Below are 15780 nucleotides of genomic sequence, written 5' to 3' on the forward strand. Positions count from 1 at the left end.
GACGACAACCAGGTCGATGCCTGGTGGCTGCGCGCCGCTGGCCTCGACGCGCTTGCCCTGCCGCCGCACGGCAGGGGCTCCGCCGCGTCCCGCCCCGTCCCGTACGGCCCGCCGGCCGCGGCCGGGTCAGCCCCGGCCCGTGCGGGCCTGCTCGTAGCACTCCTCGAAGCCCTGCAGCACCGCCGGCCACGAACTGCGGACGGGCTCGGTCTCCCGGTTGTGCGCCGCGATCGACTCGCGCAGCTCACGGTCGCCGGCCAGGCCGGCCACCGACGCGACCAGGTCCTCGAAGCTCCGTCCGAGCAGCCCCTCCTTGCCCGGACGCACGAAGTCGGCCACCCCGCTCTGGGTCCGCGCGACCACCGGGACCCCGGCCGCCCTGGCCTCCAGCGCGGCCAGTCCGAAGGACTCCCGGGGCGCCGGGGCGACGAACACGTCCGCCGAGGCGAGCAGCTCGCGGATCCGGTCGCGGCTGTAGCGGCCGGGCAGCGAGACCCAGCCGCTCATCCCGTTGGCGCGCAGGTAACGCTCCATCTGCGAGCGCGCCGGGCCGTCCCCGACGACGGTCGCCCGCAGCGGCGTCTCCTCCGGCACCTGGGCGCGGGCCTCCTTCAACAGCCTGAGCAGCCGGACCGGCTGCTTGCGGGGCGCCAGCCGTCCCACGGCCACGATGTGCACCGTCTCGTCGCCGGGCTCGCGCCGTACCGGGTCGGCCGAGCGCCAGCCGGAGACGTCGAGGCCGTTGGAGACCACGTGCACCGGCACCCCGCGGCCGGCCACCGCGCGGATCGGCCGGGCCGCGGCCTCGCTCACCGCGGTGCCCACCAGCCCCCAGCGGTGCCACTCGAACAGCAGCCGCAGCCCCCGGTAGAGGCCCCGGGTGACCGGATCCCACATGCTGTGCACGGTCACGACCACCGGCAGCCCCATGCGCACGGCCGCGCGGACGCCCATCCAGGCGAACGGCGAGACCGCGCCGGTGTGCACGTGCACCACGTCGGGGCGCCGCGCCCTCATCAACCGCAGCAGGTGGCCCACCCCGAACGGATGGACGGGCAGGTCGAAGGGGAGTCTCGCGACGATCCGGTGCACCCCGGCCAGGGGCTCGCCCGGGGTCGCGGTCGCCACCTCGACATCGTGACCCGCCTCCCTCTGCATCCGGACCAGATCGCCGACCTGCACCTCGATGCCGCCGAGGCGCGGCAGGTAACAGTCACTGACGTGGAGGATCCTCACCGTGCCAGCGTAGCCCCGCGTGAGATCATGCCTGCATGCCCGCGGCAAACGGGCCCGGACCACCCGAACGGAGCGAACCGCGATCGACGCCGTCAAGACAGCCGTGTTCTTCCATGCCCATCCCGACGACGAAGCCCTGCTCACCGCGGGCACCATGGCGATGCTCGCCGCCGAGGGGCACCGGGTGGTCCTCGTCGTGGCGACCTCCGGGGAGCGCGGCCAGGCCGACCTCGACCCCGGCGAGGCGCTGGGCGCCGCGCGCATCGCCGAGCTGTACAGATCGGCGGCGGCGCTCGGCTGCGCCCGGGTGGTGAACCTCGGCTACGGCGACTCCGGGCTGGCCCCCGGCGGCGGGATCGCCGAGGACCGGCCGGACAACGCGTTCATCGACGCCGACGCCGAGGAGGCCGCCCGGCGGCTCGCGGCGATCCTCACCGAGGAGAAGGCCGACCTGCTGACGACCTACGACCCGGCCGGGGGCTACGGGCACCCCGACCACGTCCAGGTGCACCGGGTCGGCGGCCGGGCCGCCGAGATCGCGGGCACCCCGATCGTGCTGGAGGCCACGGTCAACCGCGACCCCCTGCTCAAGGGGCTCCGCCTGATCCGCAGGTTCTATCCCCAGCTGGACGTCCGCGCCTTCGAGCGGGCCTACTCCCCCGGCGAGGCGATCACCCACCGGGTCGGCGTGCGCCGCTTCGCCCGCCAGAAGCGGGCGAGCATGGCCGCCCACGCCTCCCAGGCCACCGGCGCGGACACCCGCACGCTGGGCGTGATGCTCAAAGTCCCCCAGCCCCTCTACCGTCTCGTCTTCGGCACCGAGTGGTACGTCCGGCGCGGCCTGCCGCCCGGCACGAGACTGAGACATCCGTTCGAAGTTCCTCCCAAAGGATGAGCCGGGGACCGGCAAACTGGGTTGGGGGGGTTACATGAAGAACAAGTGGGTCCAAATCGGACTTTCGGTCGCATCTCTGGCGCTGGCCGCCACGCTCGTGCGCTTCCTGCCGCAGATCGTGGAGGCGCTGACCGGCAAGCACGTCTCCTGGACGCAGATCGGCGCCCAGTTCTCCCGGCTGAGCTGGGAGATGGTCGCCCTGATGGCCGTCGTCTGGCTGGCGAGCCTGATGGCCTACACGTTCGTGCTGACCGCCTCCCTGCCGGGCCTGTCCCATTCGCAGGCCCTGACACTGAACGCGGCCGGCAGCGCGGTGAGCAACCTGCTCCCCTTCGGCGGCGCGGCCGGGGTGGCCATGACGATCGCCATGACCAAGGGCTGGGGATTCCCGCTGCGGGCCGTCGTGGTCTCCACGCTCTCCAGCGGCATCTGGAACACCCTGTTCCGGTTCGTCCTGCCCGCGGTGGGGATCGTGGCCCTGCTGGTCAGCGGGCAACAGCTCAGCCCGGCCGTGACCAGAGCGGGCTGGGTGGGCTCGCTGTCCATCCTCGCCCTGGTCGCCGTGGTGGCCGCCGCGCTTTACTGGGACCGCGCCGCCGCCGCGCTCGGCCGCGCCCTCGACGCCGCCGCGCGGCCGCTGCCCCGCGGCATCCGCCCCGCCGAGCACACCCTCTCCCACGCGCTGGAGAAGCTGCGCGCCGACACCTCCGAGGTCGTACGGCACCGCTGGCCGGGGCTGACCCTGGGGATGGTCTTCTTCCTCGGGCTGCAGTGGCTGCTCCTGGTCTGCTGCCTGCACGCCACCGGCGCCTACCCGGGGGCGGCGCAGACGATCGCCGTGTTCGCCCTGTCCAGGGTGCTGACCACCGCCCTGGTGACCCCGAGCGGGGCCGGGATCATGGAGGCCGGGACCGTCGGCGCGCTGGTCTTCTTCGGGGCGCCGCTGGATTCCGCAACGGCCGCTGCGCTGCTTTTCGGCTTCTGGACCTACACTATCGAAATCCCCTTCGGCGGCCTGGCGCTCGGCGCGTGGGCGCTTCTGCGCCGGCGTGAGAACGCCGCTCCGGCCCCCGCGAAGGAGCCGATCAGCCGCTAGATTGGGAAATACCTTGTGCGCGATTCGAAGGCCCGCATAGCGTGGCGGCTGACATGGTGGCGTTCCGGGTTCTCGGTCCGGTCGAGGCGCATTCCGACGATGACGGGCTCGACCTAGGCGGGCTGCGGCAGCGTGCCGTCCTCGCCCGATTACTGGTGGCACGCGGGCAGGTCGTGCCCGTCGACTCCCTCCTCTACGACCTGTGGGACGACGACGCCGCCAAGGGGGCGCAGTCCGGCCTCCAGGTCTACATCTCCCGTCTGCGCCGGGTCCTGGAGCCCGGCCGTCCGCGCGGGGGACCCAACCGGCTGCTGGTGACGGTCGCCTCCGGCTACGCGCTGCGGGTCGCCCCCGACCAGGTCGACGCCCTCCGCTTCGAGGCGCTGGTCCGCACGGCCGGAGAGCACCTGGAGGGTGACGACCCCTCCTCGGCGCGGGTCCGCCTGGAGAAGGCCCTGGGGCTGTGGCGCGGCACCCCTTACTCCGACTTCGCCGACCAGCCGTGGGTCGAGGCCGAGGTCAACCGGCTGGCCGAGCTGCGCCTGGTCGCCCGTGAGCGGCACGCCGACAGCGGCCTGCGCCTGGGCATGCCCGCCGAGGCGGTGCCCGACCTGGAGGCGCTGACCACCGAGCACCCGCTCCGCGAGGAGGGCTGGCGGCTGCTCGCCCTCGGCCTCTACCGGTGCGGACGGCAGGGCGACGCGCTGGCCGCGCTGCGCAGGGCCCGCATGATCCTCGCCGACGAGCTGGGCATCGACCCGGGACCGGCGCTGCGCAAGCTGGAGTCCGACATCCTGGCCCAGGACCCCGGCCTGCAGCTCGCCGCCCCGCCGCCTGGCCGCCAGCGCCCCCAGGCGCCGGCCGACACCTGGCCGCCCCGGCCCACGGCGGCGCCGGTGGAGCTGCCGCCGCTGGAGCCCGAGCCGTTCGTCGGCCGCGACGCCGAGCTGAACCGGCTGACCACCGCCGCCGCCCGGACCGGCCGCTTCACCGTCGCGGTGATCAGCGGCGACGCGGGGGCGGGCAAGACGACGCTGGTCCGCCAGCTCACCAAACGGCTCTCCGACGACGGCTGGGGCACCTCCTCCGGAGCCTGCCCCGACAGCAGCGCCACCCCTCCCGGCTGGGCCTGGGTAGAGATCCTGCGCACCCTGGTGAACGCGGCCGGGCCCGGCGAATACGCCCCGCTGCTGGCCCCGCTGCTGGACGACGCGGCTCCGGCTCCCGACGACGACCAGGTCTCCGGCGGTTTCCGGCTGCACCGGGCGGTGGGCGGCTATCTGGCGGCCGTCGCCAAGGACACCCCGATCCTGCTGACGCTGGAGGATCTGCACTGGGCCGACGACCAGACCCTGGCGCTGCTGCGCGCGCTGCCGAGCCTGCTGGCCACCAGCCGGGTGCTGTTGGTGGTCACCTGCCGTGACAGCGAGCTGAGCGACCAGCAGGCCGACGTGCTGGCCGCGCTGGCCCGGCTCGGGCCGGTCCGGGTGGGCCTGACGGGCCTGGACCCCAAGGCGGTGGCCGAGCTGGTCCGGGCGACCTGCGTGCGCGAGGTCGACGAGGACGCGGTCAGCAGCATCGTCGAGCGGACCGGCGGCAACCCCTTCTTCGTCCGCGAGACCGTGCGCCTGCTCGACGCCGAGGCCGTGAGCGACCGCGCGACGGCCGCCGAGGTGCTCTCCGGGGTGCCCTCCGGCGTCCGCGACGTGCTGCGGCGGCGGATCTCGCGGCTGCCCGCGGCGGCCCAGCAGATCCTGCTGCAGGCCGCGGTGATCGGCCGCGACGTCGACGTGGACGTGCTGGTCGACGTGACGGGCGACGAGGACGCGGTGGTCGACGCGGTGGAGGCGGCGCTGCTCGCCGGGCTGGTCACCGAGCCGGGCCCCGGCATGCTCCGCTTCGACCACGACCTGGTCCGCGACACCCTTTACTCCGACGCCTCCAGGCTGCGCCGCTCCCGGCTGCACGCCTCGGTGGCCGCGGTGATCGAGCGCCGGAACCCCGGTGACGTGGCCGCGCTCGCCCACCACTACGACGCGGCCGGCACCGCCGAGACGGCCATCAAGGCGGTGCACTACGCCGGGCTCGCGGCCGAGCAGGCCGAGCGCCGTTTCGCCCACCGGGAGGCGGCCTCGCTGTGGGAACAGGCGATCGCCGCCTTCGACCGGTCCGGCATCACCCACACTCCCGACAGCACCAGAGAACGTTTGCTGCTGACGCTCAACCTGATCAAGGCGCTGGCGCTCTGCGGCGACATGGCCGCGGCCCGCAGGCGGCGGCGCGAGGCGATGGACGCGGCTCTGCCGCTGGGCAATCTGGAGCTCACGGCCCGGGTGGCGGCCTCCCTGGCCGTGCCGCACAAGGGCATGGCGCGCGACTTCACCCGCACCGCCTGGGAGATCGTCGACGTCGCCGAGCAGGCGCTGGTCGAGCTGCCGGGCGCCGAGCAGTCACTGCGGGCGAGCCTGCTGGCCACGCTCGCCCTGGAGCTGGAGGGCTCGGCCACCCGCCGGGGCGAGCAGGCGTCGCTGGAGGCCGAGGAGCTGGCCCGGCGGAGCGGCGACCCCGCCCTGCTGGCGACCGCGCTGAGCGGCCGGCTGCGCCAGTCCTACGGCATCACCCCGGTCGGCGAGCGCGAGGTCATCGGCCGGGAGCTGCTGGAGGTGGGCAAGACGACCGGCCAGGTCTCGGTCCAGGCCCTGGCCCACCTCGTGCTGATGGAGTGCGCGGCCGCCTCCGGGGCGTTCGCCGACGCCGACGCGCACGTGGCCGCCGCCGAGCGGCTGGCCAGGCAGTACGGCCTGCCCGCGCCGGCGGCCGTCGGCGCCTGGTACGCCGGGCAGCGCCTGATGATCGCCGGTGACTTCGCCGGCGCGGAGCGCGCCTATCGCGACGCCGCCCGGCTGACGGCCAGGGCCGGCATGCTGGAGGGCCGCCAGGACCTGCCGCTGATCACCGCCTTCTGCCTGCACCTGGTCAACGGCCGGGCCGCCGAAATGGTGGAGCCCCTGGCGGAGGCCCACCAGCGCGGGGCCAAGTGGACCCTCGACGCCTACGCGGTGGCCCTGGCCTCGGCCGGGCACATGCGCGACGCGCGGGCGGTCATCGCGGTCAAGACCCCGGTCCGTCCCGACTTCCTCTTCGAGCTGGCGATGATCTGGCGGGCTCTGGCGGGCATGCTGCTGGACGACCGGGAGCGGATGGTCGAGGCATATGACACGCTGAAGCCGTTCGCCGAGCGGATCGCGGGGGCCGGCACCGGCGTGGTGGCGCTGTGGCCGGTCGCCCTGACCCTCGGTGACCTGGCCCTGCGGCTGGGCTTCACCGACGCGGTGAGATCCCACTACGACCAGGCCCTCGCGGTGGCCCAGCGGGTCGGCGTGCCCCGGTGGGTCGAGGCGGCGCAGCGCTCACTCAGCAGCTGACGAGAAACTTCTCGCCGAGCAGCCGGGTGCGGCCGGAGACCGACAGCTCGGCGCGGTACCAGCCTGGGTTGTCGACGATGCTGGGCCGCCACTCGGCGGTCCGGCTCCGGCCGGCGAAGCCGGAGTTCGCGGCGAGGTAGGTCTGCCAGCTCCGGGTGCCCGCGCTCCAGCGCCGCAGGCGCCAGCTGTAGGAGACGGAGCCGCCGGGGCGGGGGTTGTCGATCACGCTCTGGATCAGATACGGCCGGTCGCACGGCCGGGGCGCGGCGAGCGCGCTGACGGCGATCGTGCCGGCGGCCGGCTCCGCGACCGTGACGGCCGGCACCGCCTCCGAGGACAGGGTCACCGCCCGCGCCGGCGCCGCCGCGCCCGCCTGGACCTGGGCGGAGGCGTTGTCGGCCGCCTCCACTCCCGCGTAGGCTCCGGCGAAGGCCAACGTGGCCACCAGCAGCTTCACGACGCTCGCGGTCCCGCTCGCCACCACCGGCGCCACACTGCTACCCGGACTCATTACAGACACCTTTCTCTCGTCACTACAGGTGTATGCCGCGATGGTTGATCTCCGCTTGACGTCCGCTTGCAGGGGATCCGCGTTACCGGATCAGGTAAGCCTGTCCTAATATCAAATGCGGCAGGCCCGAGCGGAGTGGTGGTGATGTTCCAGATGCGATCGCCTGTGACGGGCATCCCTGACCCCACGTCCGCCTCCGTCCTGAACATGCCGCTGTGGCTCTGGGTCCTGCTGGGCGGGATCGCCCTGTTCGGCGTGTTCCAGGTCTACTACTGGGTCGGCTACAAGCTCGGCCCCAGGATCTACGCCTCCCGCCTGGGCCGGAAGGTCGGCGAGGCGAACATCCTCAAGGTGGAGAACGCCGTCCGGAAGTGGGGCGCGCTCGCCGTCTACGGCTGTTTCTGGGTCCCCGGCCTGCGGCACACGCTGCCCTGGGTGGCCGGAGTGCTGCGGATCTCCTACCCCTGGTACGCCGTGGCCAGCGCGCTCGGCTGCCTGACCTGGGTCCCGGTGACGTCCTTCGGCCTCTACTCGGTGATCTGGGGTTGGCTGAGACTGGCCGCCGAGTCACCGCTCCTGGCGGGCGCCGCCGCCGTGGTGGTGATCATCATGGCCGCCGCCCTCGTCCGCCGGCGCCGCCGCCGCAGGGCGGCCCGGCGCGCGGAGGACAGCCTGCCCGTCGGGTGAACCACCGGGATCACCCGGTGTGCCCGGCAGGCGCACATGTCAACGTTTCGGTAGCAGGACTCCCGAGATCCGCATATTGACGGTCGGCTCTGTCACCATGTCTCCCATGCAAACCGGGGGAATACGCCTCATCGTCTGCGCCACAGTGGCCGCTGCCGCCACCGGGCTCCTCACGCCCGTCACACCCGCCCACGCCGGCCAGACCGTTCAGCGGTCGGACCGGCCGGCCACCGCCCACCGGGCCGCCCCGACGGTCTCGGCGCGGGCCGCCTACCTGGTCGACACCGGCACCGGAACGGTCCACTTCAGCAAACAGGCGGCCAGGCGGATGCCGGTGGCCAGCCTGACGAAGATCATGACGGCCTACGTCGTGCTGCGTGAGGCCGGGCTGAACGACACGGTCACCGTCAACGCGGGAGACGTACGGCACGCGGCGACCAACGACGCCACCTCCGCGGCGCTGCGCGCCGGTGAGCGCCTGACCGTCAGGGAGCTGCTCTACGGGGCGATGCTCCCCTCCGGGGCGGACGCCACCCACGCGCTGGCGCGCGTCTACGGGCCGGGCGAGCGCAGGTTCGTGGCCAAGATGAACGCGGCCGCCCGCTCCCTGGGCCTGTCCGGCACCCGTTACGGCAACTCCGACGGACTGCCCGAGCCGAGTCCCGGCTACTCCACCGCCCAGGACCAGGCCCGGCTGGCCGAGGCCGCGCTCGCCGATCCGGTGCTGCGGACCATCGCCGCCACCAGGCGCTACGTCGTGCGCAAGTCGAAGGTGCACCGGGCCCATGTCTGGACCAACACCAACAAGCTGCTCGGCAAGGAGCCCGGCGCCCTGGGCGTCAAGACCGGCTACACCCGGGCGGCCGGCTACTGCCTGTCGTTCGCGGTCGACCGCGACGGCCGCCGGATGATCGGCGTCGTTCTCGGCGACTCCAGCGCCGAGCGGCGCTTCCGGACCGCCGGCCGGTTGCTGAAGTGGGCCGATGACCAGATGGCGGGCGAGGGCGACAGCCGCGAAGACGTCTAGCGGGCCGCCGCGGTTCAGGGTGCGCCCGGGCCGTCAGGTGTCCTCGAAGCGGACCTCCAGGGTCGCGGCGTCCGGTTCCACCGAGCCCAGCAGGGCCTCGCCCTCCTGGGTCAGCTCGGAGACCGCGGTCCCGGACAGGGGCTCGAAGGGGGTCATCCGCAGGACGGCGGCTCCGCGTCTGCGCTCCACCTGCCAGGTGCCGCGCACCGAGCCGTCCCAGAGGAAGGTGGCCCGCACGCGGAGGTTCCTGGTCGTGACGCGCCCGCGGTGCTCCTCGGCCATCAGCCGGGTGCGGTCGGCGTGGGCGAGCACCAGGTTGTCGAAGTCCGGCAGGAACCGCGCGGGCGCCGGGACGTCCTCGTCCGGGCGCGGGGCGTCGGGAAGGTCGAACAGCTCGCGGCCCCGCTCGTCACGGAAGACGCGCAGCCGCGGGCGCAGGCCGTCCAGCACGGCGCGCAGCCCCTTGACCCCGGACCAGGTCTGCGCGTCGGCGGCGGTGGCGGGGCCGAAGGCCGCCAGATAGCGCAGCACCAGCTCCTCGACCGGTCGGCCCGCCGGCTCCGGGCCCAGCCACACGTCCGCCGGCGTGAAGTCCGCCGCCTGCGGGAACGCCCAGCGGTCGTCGGTGGGGACCATGACAATCGGCAGCTGGGTCCGTACGGCGTAGCCGAGCCCGCGCTCGTCGGCCTCGGGGAACTCCTCCTGGAGCAGGGCGCGCAGCGTGGTGAAGTCACGGGGCCGCTCCCGGAGGAGCGCGTGGGCGACGGGGATCAGCCTGTCGAGGTCCAGCCCGGCGAACAGCTCGCCGCGGCCGGTCACCGCCGCGGCGAGCGCCGGCCGCAGCGTCGGCCGGAACGCCGCGTAGTCGGCCGCGCTCACCAGGTGCAGCGTGGCGCGCATCATCGTGGCCCGCACGACGCGGCGCTCGTGCAGGGCCCGGTGCAGGTCCTCCCGGCGGAACCCCTCCACCCGCGTCCACAGGCCGGTGAAGGGATGCCTGGCCTCCTGCGCCTGCATGCCGCCGAGCCGTTCCACCGCCGTGACGACGTCGACTCTCTCCCGCTGGAGCAGCATCTGGCGGGCCAGTGTCGCGCGGTTGAGGCGCCGGGTCGTGAGGATCTCCATGCGCTCATGCTGGCAGCCGTACCTGACACCTGATGGCAGGTACGCGCGTCCGGAGGGCGGATCCCCACCGGCACGACCGGGCGGCGGATCCCCACCGGCGCGGACGCCCCGGCGGCACCCTGGCTACGGCTCGGTACGGCCGGCACCGGGGCGCAGGAGCGAGTAGAGGACCTGGTCGTTCCAGCGCCCGCCGCGCCACTGCGCCTCGCGGATGACGCCCTCCCGCTGGAACCCGGCCTTCTCCAGCGCGCGCTGCTCGCCCAGGTTCCGGAGGTCGGTGAAGGCCTGGATCCGGTGGGCGCGGGTGTGCTCGAACAGGTAGGCGGCGAGCTGCCGCTGCGCCTCGGTCCCGATGCCGCGTCCCTGGAAGCTCGGCCGCAGGCCGATGGCGATCTCCCAGCACCACGAGGTGAGCGGCCGTCCCCAGGACGCCTTGAACCACTCGACGCGCCCGGCCACCTCCTCGCCGGAGCAGACGGTCAGCGTGCCCTGGTCATCGCTCAGCAGGCCCGTCTCGGCGAACGCGCGCCGCTCCCTGCCCGGGGTGCGGTGGCCGAACCACTGGTAGGGCCCCGTGCCCTCCGGGCTGTAGAACTCCTCCTCGAAGATCGTCAGGTCCTTCTCGATCACGGGACGCAACGTTACGCGGGACACAGCGGGATCCTCCTTGACCGGGATCAACGGGTGTAAAGCCTGGCATCACGCCGGAACCGGCGCACCTGGAGCTCCCTGGGGCGGGCCGGCCGGACCGCCGCGCATCAGGCCGTGGCAGGCGATGGCGGCGGCGGCCACCACGTTGAGGGAGTCGACACCCAGGTCCATCGCCGCCGGGCTCATCGGGATGCAGACCGGCCGGTCGGCCTCGTGCAGCCAGCGGGAGGACAGCCCGTCCCCCTCCGACCCCAGCAGCAGGGCGACCCGGTCGGCCATGGCGACCCCGTCGATGGGCGCGGCGGACTGGTCCGGGGTCAGCGCCAGCGTCTGGAAGCCCGCCACGCGGAGCTCCTCCAGGCCGTCGTACCAGTTGGCCATCCGCGCGTACGGGATCGCGAAGACCGCGCCCATCGACACCTTGACCGACCTCCGGTAGAGGGGATCGGCGCAGCGGGGCGACAGGATCACGGCCTCGACGCCCAGTGCGGCGGCGCACCGGAAGATCGCCCCGACGTTGCCGTGGTCGACGAGGTCCTCGAGGACGAGAACGCGCCGGGAGGCTCCGCGCAGGATCTCCCGCACCGCGGGCAGCTCGCGCCGCTCCATCGCGGCGAGCGCGCCCCGGTGCACCGGGAAGCCGGCGATCTTCTCCATGACGTCGTCGTCCACCACGTAGACCCGGTCGCCGAGCCCGTCGAGCAGGTCGGCGAGCGGGTCGGCCCAGCGCCGGGTCAGCAGCACCGACCGCACCGGGTAACCGGCCGCGACGGCCCGGCGGATCACCTTCTCTCCTTCGGCGATGAACAGGCCGTGCTCGGCCTCCAGGCTCTTGCGCAGCTCGACGTCGCGCAGGTTGGCGTAGTCGGCGAGGCGGGGATCCGAGACGTTAAACACCTTCGAATACTGCCATGAGCCGCCTGAGCTGCCACATTCCCGCGTAGAGGAGCAGCAGGGCACCGCAGCCGGCCACCACTCCGGCCCCCACCCTGGTGACCGTCTCGGCCAGTCCGTGGGGCGGGAAGGCCAGTGGCCAGAGCGCCCCGCCCAGCAGGGTGGCGAGGACGGCCGCCAGCAGGACGCCGTAGCGGGTCCGGCCGGAGAGCAGGAGGCGCTCCGGCGGCGCCTGCGGCGGCATCCGGGTCAGCCCGCGCAGGGCCCACCAGGCCACGGCGGCCAGGCCGCCGACGGTGGACAGGTACTGCAGCAGGCGGAAGACCGGCAGGAGCCCGGCCACCCGCGCGTCCAGCCAGTCCCAGCCCCAGAAGGCCGAGCTGTAGTGGTGGGTGAAGGAGTCCCACAGCTTGTGGGTGAAGGCGCCGACGACACCGCCGGCGATCACGGCGGGCAGCTGCCGCAGGCCGTACTCGCCGGGGAACAGCGCGGCGACGCGTCCGGAGAGCCCCGGCGGGAGCAGCGCGGTCAGCGGGTCGCGGAGCAGGCCGTGGAAGAGCGCGAGCAGCACGACGACGGCGAGCGGGGCGATCGTGAGGACGCCCCGGGTGGAGTGCCAGAACGCGTAGTCGGGCAGGAAGGGGAGGAAGATCGGCAGGTCGGGCGCCATCGTGCCCAGGGCGAGGGCCCAGGGGTCCAGCACCCGGCGCGCCCGCGCCGAGGAGAGCAGCGGCAGCACCGCGGCGATGTGGCTGGGCGTGAACGGCACGGACTTCCCCCCGAGGATCTGGGCGCGCTCCCTCCGGGAGACGGCACCGCCCTGGCCGGGAGACTACGCGGTCTCGGCCGGCGCCGAGCGCCTGTGGCTTCACGCCGTCGATCACACATGGTGAAGTGTATGTTGCTTACCGTTGCGACAGGAGGATCCGGGAGGCATCGTGGCTGACCAGATGGTGCTGGCACGGCCCGCGGCGAGCGACGAGTGGCTGCGCGACGCCCGCAGGGCACGCGCGCTCTCCTTGGTCACCCTGGCCTGGCTGGGCGCCGAGAGCGTGCTCGGCCTCGCCGCCGGGCTGGGCTCGCACTCCGTCGCACTCATCGGCTGGGGCACGTCGTCGCTGGTGGAGGCGGCGGCCAGCCTGGTCGTGGTCTGGCGGTTCACCGGATCACGGACCCGCTCGGCCGGGGCCGAGGACCGGGCCCGCAAGGCGGTGGCGGTCAGCTTCTGGCTGCTCGCGCCCTACCTGCTGGTCCATGTGGCGCACGACCTCGACGCCGGGCACCGGGCGGCGCCCAGCCCGCTGGGCATCGCGGTGACGGCGGCCGCCCTGGTCGGCATGCCGTTGCTGGGCCGGGCCAAACGGCGCCTCGGCGCCCGGCTGCACTCGGCGGCGACCACGGGTGAGGGGACCCAGAACCTGCTGTGCGCGCTGATGGCCGCGGGGGTGCTGGCCGGTCTGGCGCTGAACGGCGCCGGGTGGTGGTGGGCCGATCCCGCCGTGGCGGTGCTGCTGGCGGCGGTGGCCGTGCGGGAGGGCCGGAGGGCCTGGCGCGGGCATTCCTGCTGCCACTGAGCTGGGCTTTCGCGCAGAGATCACAGACGTTAGTTACTGTCGCGTAGGGTGATATCCGCACCGTGAGGGGTGTTTTGCCACGGTAAGTGTTCCCAGTACAGTTCCGTGAATGTTGCGGAGAAACTCCCGGTAGGGTGACCCGCTAACTTCAGGACATCGACACCGAAGAAGGCATCGTGGGCGGACGTCACCGGTCGGATGAACTAGAGGACGGCTATGCCTCCCGCCAGGAACCGCCCAGACGGCGCCGTGGCGGGCGCGGCCAGGTGCTGGTCCCGCTGGCCGGATCCGTCGCCCTCGCGGTGCTCCTCGGTGTCGCCGCCTTTGTGATCATCAACCGGGACCGGGGATGCGCCGGCGAGCGGGTCGCGCTGCGGGTCACCGCCTCCCCCGACATCCAGCCCGCCGTGTCCCGGATCGCCGAGCGCTTCAACAAGGCCGGTCACGACGTCGACGGCGGGTGCGCCGACGTCACGGTGGCCGAGGGCGTCCCGGCGACGGTGGCCTCCGGGCTGGCCGGCGGCAAGGCGGCGGCGATGGACGTGTGGATCCCGGACTCCGGGCTGTGGGTGACCAACCTGCGGGCCAAACACCCGCAGGCGCCCGCCGCCGGTGCCTCCGTGGCCCACTCCCCCATCGTCATGGTGGCCTCCGGCTCGGTGGTCCCGAACCTGAAGAAGAGCTTCGGCGAGGCGAGCTGGAGCGGCATGATCAACGCCGCCAACGTGGCCAACGTCGATGGTCCGGGCCGCAAGGTGCGCGTGCTCGCGCCCGACCCCTCCTTCAACGCCGCCGGGCTCGGCGCCCTGCTGGCCGCCTCCGGGGTGGCCAGGGCCTCGGGCACCGGTCAGGCGCAACTGGTCGGAGCGCTCAAGACGCTGTCCGGGTCGGCGGTCCGCGACCAGGACGCGCTGCTGTCCAGCCTCGGCGTCAAGGGCACCCGGGCCCCGCTCGGCATCGCCTCGGAGCAGGGCGTCTGGGCGTTCAACACCACCAAGAAGCCCGAGGTCCCGGCGGTGCCGCTCTATCCGGCCGAGGGCACCCTCAACCTCGACTACCCCATGGTGATCACCACCGAGGACGCCACGGTCCGCAAGGCCGCCGAAGCCTTCCAGAAGGAGTTCGGCACCGAGGCCGCCCGGAAGACACTTCACGACCTGGGCTTCCGGACCCCGGACGGCAAGGGCGGCGCGGCGGTCGCCGACGGCGGCTTCCAGGCCAAGGCCCCCAAGACGCTGCGGACGCCCGACGCCAAGACGGTCGCGCGGATGTCGCAGTCGTGGTCCCGGCTGAACCTCGGCACGCGGCTGCTGGCACTGCTGGACGTCTCCGGCACGATGGCGCTGCCGGTCCCCGGGACCGGCTCGGACCGGATGCGCGTGATCTCCAAGATCGCCATGGAGGGCATGCGGCTGTTCCCGGCCAAGAGCGAGATCGGGGTGTGGGAATACTCGACCCACCTCACCGCGCAGGGCGTGGACTACCGCAGGACGGTCCCGGTCGGACCGCTGACGGAGAACATCAACGGTGTGCTCCGCAAGGACCTGCTCGCCCAGAAGCTCGCCACGATCCAGGCCAAGCCCACCGGCGACACCGGCCTGAACGACACCCTCAAGGCCGCCTACGGGCAGATGACCAAGGAATACCAGGGCGACAAGATCAACACGGTGCTGATCCTCACCGACGGCGCCGGCAACGACGACCCGGAGGGCATCTCCAACGAGGAGATCCTGCAATACCTGAAGAAGACCTACAACCCGGAGAAGCCGGTCAGCATCCTGCTCATCGCCTTCGGCCCGGACGCGGCCAAGGGCAAGAAGCAGATGGACGCGCTGGCCAAGTCGACCGGTGGCGAGGCGTTCATCGCCCGGGACATCCTCCAGGTCCGCAAGTTCTTCCTGGAGGGCATGGAGCGCCGTCTCTGCGCGCCCAACTGCTGACCTTCCTCCCGTACGGCCGGCGTCACACGGGCCCCACCTGTCGCAGTTTTACCAGTTCATACCGTGTCGGCATGGTATCGACCGGTTAGGACAACCCGCCACGGACAGGTGGCGTCCTACGCGTGTGGGGTCTCGGGCATGGCCCGTGAACGCGTACCCGTCTCGCGGGGAGGAATGTCCGTGCCCGGATGGCCGGCCGTCGGCCGAACCGACGATCAGCGACTTGTGGGGGCACTCCGGCGTGCCGACACCACGGCGCCCGCAAAGCTCTACGACTCCTATGCCGAACGTCTCAACGACTACGCCCACTCGCTGCTGGGCGAGCGGGCCGGCGCGGCCGACGCCGTACACGACGCCCTGGTCACCGCCTGCGGACGCGTGGAGCGGCTGCGCGAGCCGGGCCGGCTGCGCCCGTGGCTGTACGCGCTGGTCCGGACCCGGTGCGCGACCGGGGCGCGCGGCCCGGCGCCGACGCCGGTGCTCGACGACCACGACACCCCCGACGACCCCGAACTGGCCGCGCTGGTGCACGAGGCGCTGGCCGAGCTGAGCGGGCAGGAGCGCGAGGTCCTGGAGCTGTCGCTGCGCCACGACCTCAGCGCCGGCGAGGTCGGCACAGTGCTCGGGCCGCGGATCGTGGTCGCGCCCTCGCGCTTCTTGCAGAAGGCGGCGAAGTCGTGCTCGCCCAGCAGGGCGGCCGCGGCCGCGTTCAACCGGTC

Annotated in this window: 13 protein-coding genes and 2 pseudogenes; 8 read left to right on the forward strand and 7 right to left on the reverse strand. The window is 73.2% G+C overall.

The window, feature by feature from the left end; translation table 11 throughout:
• Nucleotides 1-126: 126 nt before the first annotated feature.
• Nucleotides 127-1236, reverse strand: a complete 1110-nt coding sequence (locus ACWDS7_RS37070) for a glycosyltransferase family 4 protein (protein ID WP_451933054.1) — start codon at nucleotides 1234-1236, stop codon at nucleotides 127-129.
• Between the two features lie 19 nt (nucleotides 1237-1255).
• Here ACWDS7_RS37070 and ACWDS7_RS37075 point away from each other — a divergent pair, with 19 nt between their 5' ends.
• The 3 genes from ACWDS7_RS37075 to ACWDS7_RS37085 are packed head-to-tail and all read left to right on the forward strand — an operon-like array spanning nucleotide 1256 to nucleotide 6652.
• Nucleotides 1256-2131 (forward strand): PIG-L family deacetylase, encoded by an 876-nt coding sequence (locus ACWDS7_RS37075; RefSeq protein ID WP_306865747.1) that lies wholly within the window; start codon nucleotides 1256-1258, stop codon nucleotides 2129-2131.
• Nucleotides 2132-2165: 34 nt separating this feature from the next.
• Nucleotides 2166-3227, forward strand: a complete 1062-nt coding sequence (locus ACWDS7_RS37080) for a lysylphosphatidylglycerol synthase transmembrane domain-containing protein (protein WP_306865746.1) — start codon at nucleotides 2166-2168, stop codon at nucleotides 3225-3227.
• Nucleotides 3228-3268: 41 nt separating this feature from the next.
• Nucleotides 3269-6652, forward strand: a complete 3384-nt coding sequence (locus ACWDS7_RS37085) for a BTAD domain-containing putative transcriptional regulator (RefSeq protein WP_451933055.1) — start codon at nucleotides 3269-3271, stop codon at nucleotides 6650-6652.
• On the opposite strand, the gene ACWDS7_RS37090 is transcribed toward ACWDS7_RS37085, so the two are convergent.
• Entirely contained in the window at nucleotides 6642-7163 is a 522-nt protein-coding gene (locus ACWDS7_RS37090; protein WP_451933056.1) for a hypothetical protein, read from the reverse strand. The two genes, ACWDS7_RS37085 and ACWDS7_RS37090, sit on opposite strands and share 11 nt — an antisense overlap.
• A 153-nt stretch (nucleotides 7164-7316) precedes the next feature.
• On the opposite strand from ACWDS7_RS37090, the gene ACWDS7_RS37095 reads away from it, so the two are divergent.
• Both ACWDS7_RS37095 and ACWDS7_RS37100 read left to right on the forward strand, forming a co-directional pair.
• Nucleotides 7317-7850 (forward strand): DedA family protein, encoded by a 534-nt coding sequence (locus ACWDS7_RS37095; protein WP_451933057.1) that lies wholly within the window; start codon nucleotides 7317-7319, stop codon nucleotides 7848-7850.
• A gap of 106 nt (nucleotides 7851-7956) precedes the next feature.
• Nucleotides 7957-8877, forward strand: coding sequence for a D-alanyl-D-alanine carboxypeptidase family protein (locus ACWDS7_RS37100; protein WP_451933058.1), 921 nt, complete (start codon nucleotides 7957-7959; stop codon nucleotides 8875-8877).
• A 33-nt stretch (nucleotides 8878-8910) separates the two neighbouring features.
• Here ACWDS7_RS37100 and ACWDS7_RS37105 read toward each other — a convergent pair whose 3' ends face one another.
• From ACWDS7_RS37105 to ACWDS7_RS37120, 4 genes are all read right to left on the reverse strand, one after another.
• On the reverse strand, nucleotides 8911-10002 hold the full coding sequence (locus ACWDS7_RS37105) for a winged helix DNA-binding domain-containing protein (RefSeq protein WP_451933059.1): 1092 nt from the start codon (nucleotides 10000-10002) through the stop codon (nucleotides 8911-8913).
• A 123-nt stretch (nucleotides 10003-10125) separates the two neighbouring features.
• Nucleotides 10126-10656 carry a GNAT family N-acetyltransferase gene (locus tag ACWDS7_RS37110; protein ID WP_306865733.1) on the reverse strand — a complete coding sequence of 177 codons (531 nt, stop codon included), beginning with the start codon at nucleotides 10654-10656 and terminating at the stop codon, nucleotides 10126-10128.
• A 45-nt stretch (nucleotides 10657-10701) separates the two neighbouring features.
• Complete coding sequence (locus ACWDS7_RS37115) at nucleotides 10702-11550, reverse strand: TrmH family RNA methyltransferase (protein WP_451933060.1); 849 nt, start codon at nucleotides 11548-11550, stop codon at nucleotides 10702-10704.
• Complete coding sequence (locus ACWDS7_RS37120; protein ID WP_451933061.1) at nucleotides 11543-12316, reverse strand: DUF4184 family protein; 774 nt, start codon at nucleotides 12314-12316, stop codon at nucleotides 11543-11545. Before ACWDS7_RS37120 ends, ACWDS7_RS37115 begins: the two co-directional genes overlap by 8 nt.
• Before the next feature lie 169 nt (nucleotides 12317-12485).
• Here ACWDS7_RS37120 and ACWDS7_RS37125 point away from each other — a divergent pair, with 169 nt between their 5' ends.
• The 3 genes and pseudogenes from ACWDS7_RS37125 to ACWDS7_RS37135 all read left to right on the forward strand — a co-directional run.
• Nucleotides 12486-13121 (forward strand): cation transporter, encoded by a 636-nt coding sequence (locus tag ACWDS7_RS37125; RefSeq protein ID WP_451933062.1) that lies wholly within the window; start codon nucleotides 12486-12488, stop codon nucleotides 13119-13121.
• A 176-nt stretch (nucleotides 13122-13297) separates the two neighbouring features.
• Nucleotides 13298-15061, forward strand: a complete 1764-nt coding sequence (locus ACWDS7_RS37130; protein ID WP_451933063.1) for a substrate-binding and VWA domain-containing protein — start codon at nucleotides 13298-13300, stop codon at nucleotides 15059-15061.
• A gap of 174 nt (nucleotides 15062-15235) precedes the next feature.
• Nucleotides 15236-15448: pseudogene (locus tag ACWDS7_RS37135) on the forward strand (RNA polymerase sigma factor); the annotation flags it as partial.
• 242 nt (nucleotides 15449-15690) lie between these two features.
• Here ACWDS7_RS37135 and ACWDS7_RS37140 read toward each other — a convergent pair.
• Nucleotides 15691-15780, reverse strand: a pseudogene (locus tag ACWDS7_RS37140) (tRNA pseudouridine(38-40) synthase TruA); the annotation flags it as partial.

The sequence above is a fragment of the Streptosporangium sp. NPDC003464 genome, from assembly GCF_053588315.1.

Coding starts and splice junctions, on each gene's coding strand:
- ACWDS7_RS37105 (WP_451933059.1), bottom strand. CDS start 10,002: ATGGAGATCCTCACGACCCGGCGCCTCAACCGCGCGACACTGGCCCGC.
- ACWDS7_RS37080 (WP_306865746.1), top strand. CDS start 2,166: ATGAAGAACAAGTGGGTCCAAATCGGACTTTCGGTCGCATCTCTGGCG.
- ACWDS7_RS37090 (WP_451933056.1), bottom strand. CDS start 7,163: ATGAGTCCGGGTAGCAGTGTGGCGCCGGTGGTGGCGAGCGGGACCGCG.
- ACWDS7_RS37095 (WP_451933057.1), top strand. CDS start 7,317: ATGCGATCGCCTGTGACGGGCATCCCTGACCCCACGTCCGCCTCCGTC.
- ACWDS7_RS37100 (WP_451933058.1), top strand. CDS start 7,957: ATGCAAACCGGGGGAATACGCCTCATCGTCTGCGCCACAGTGGCCGCT.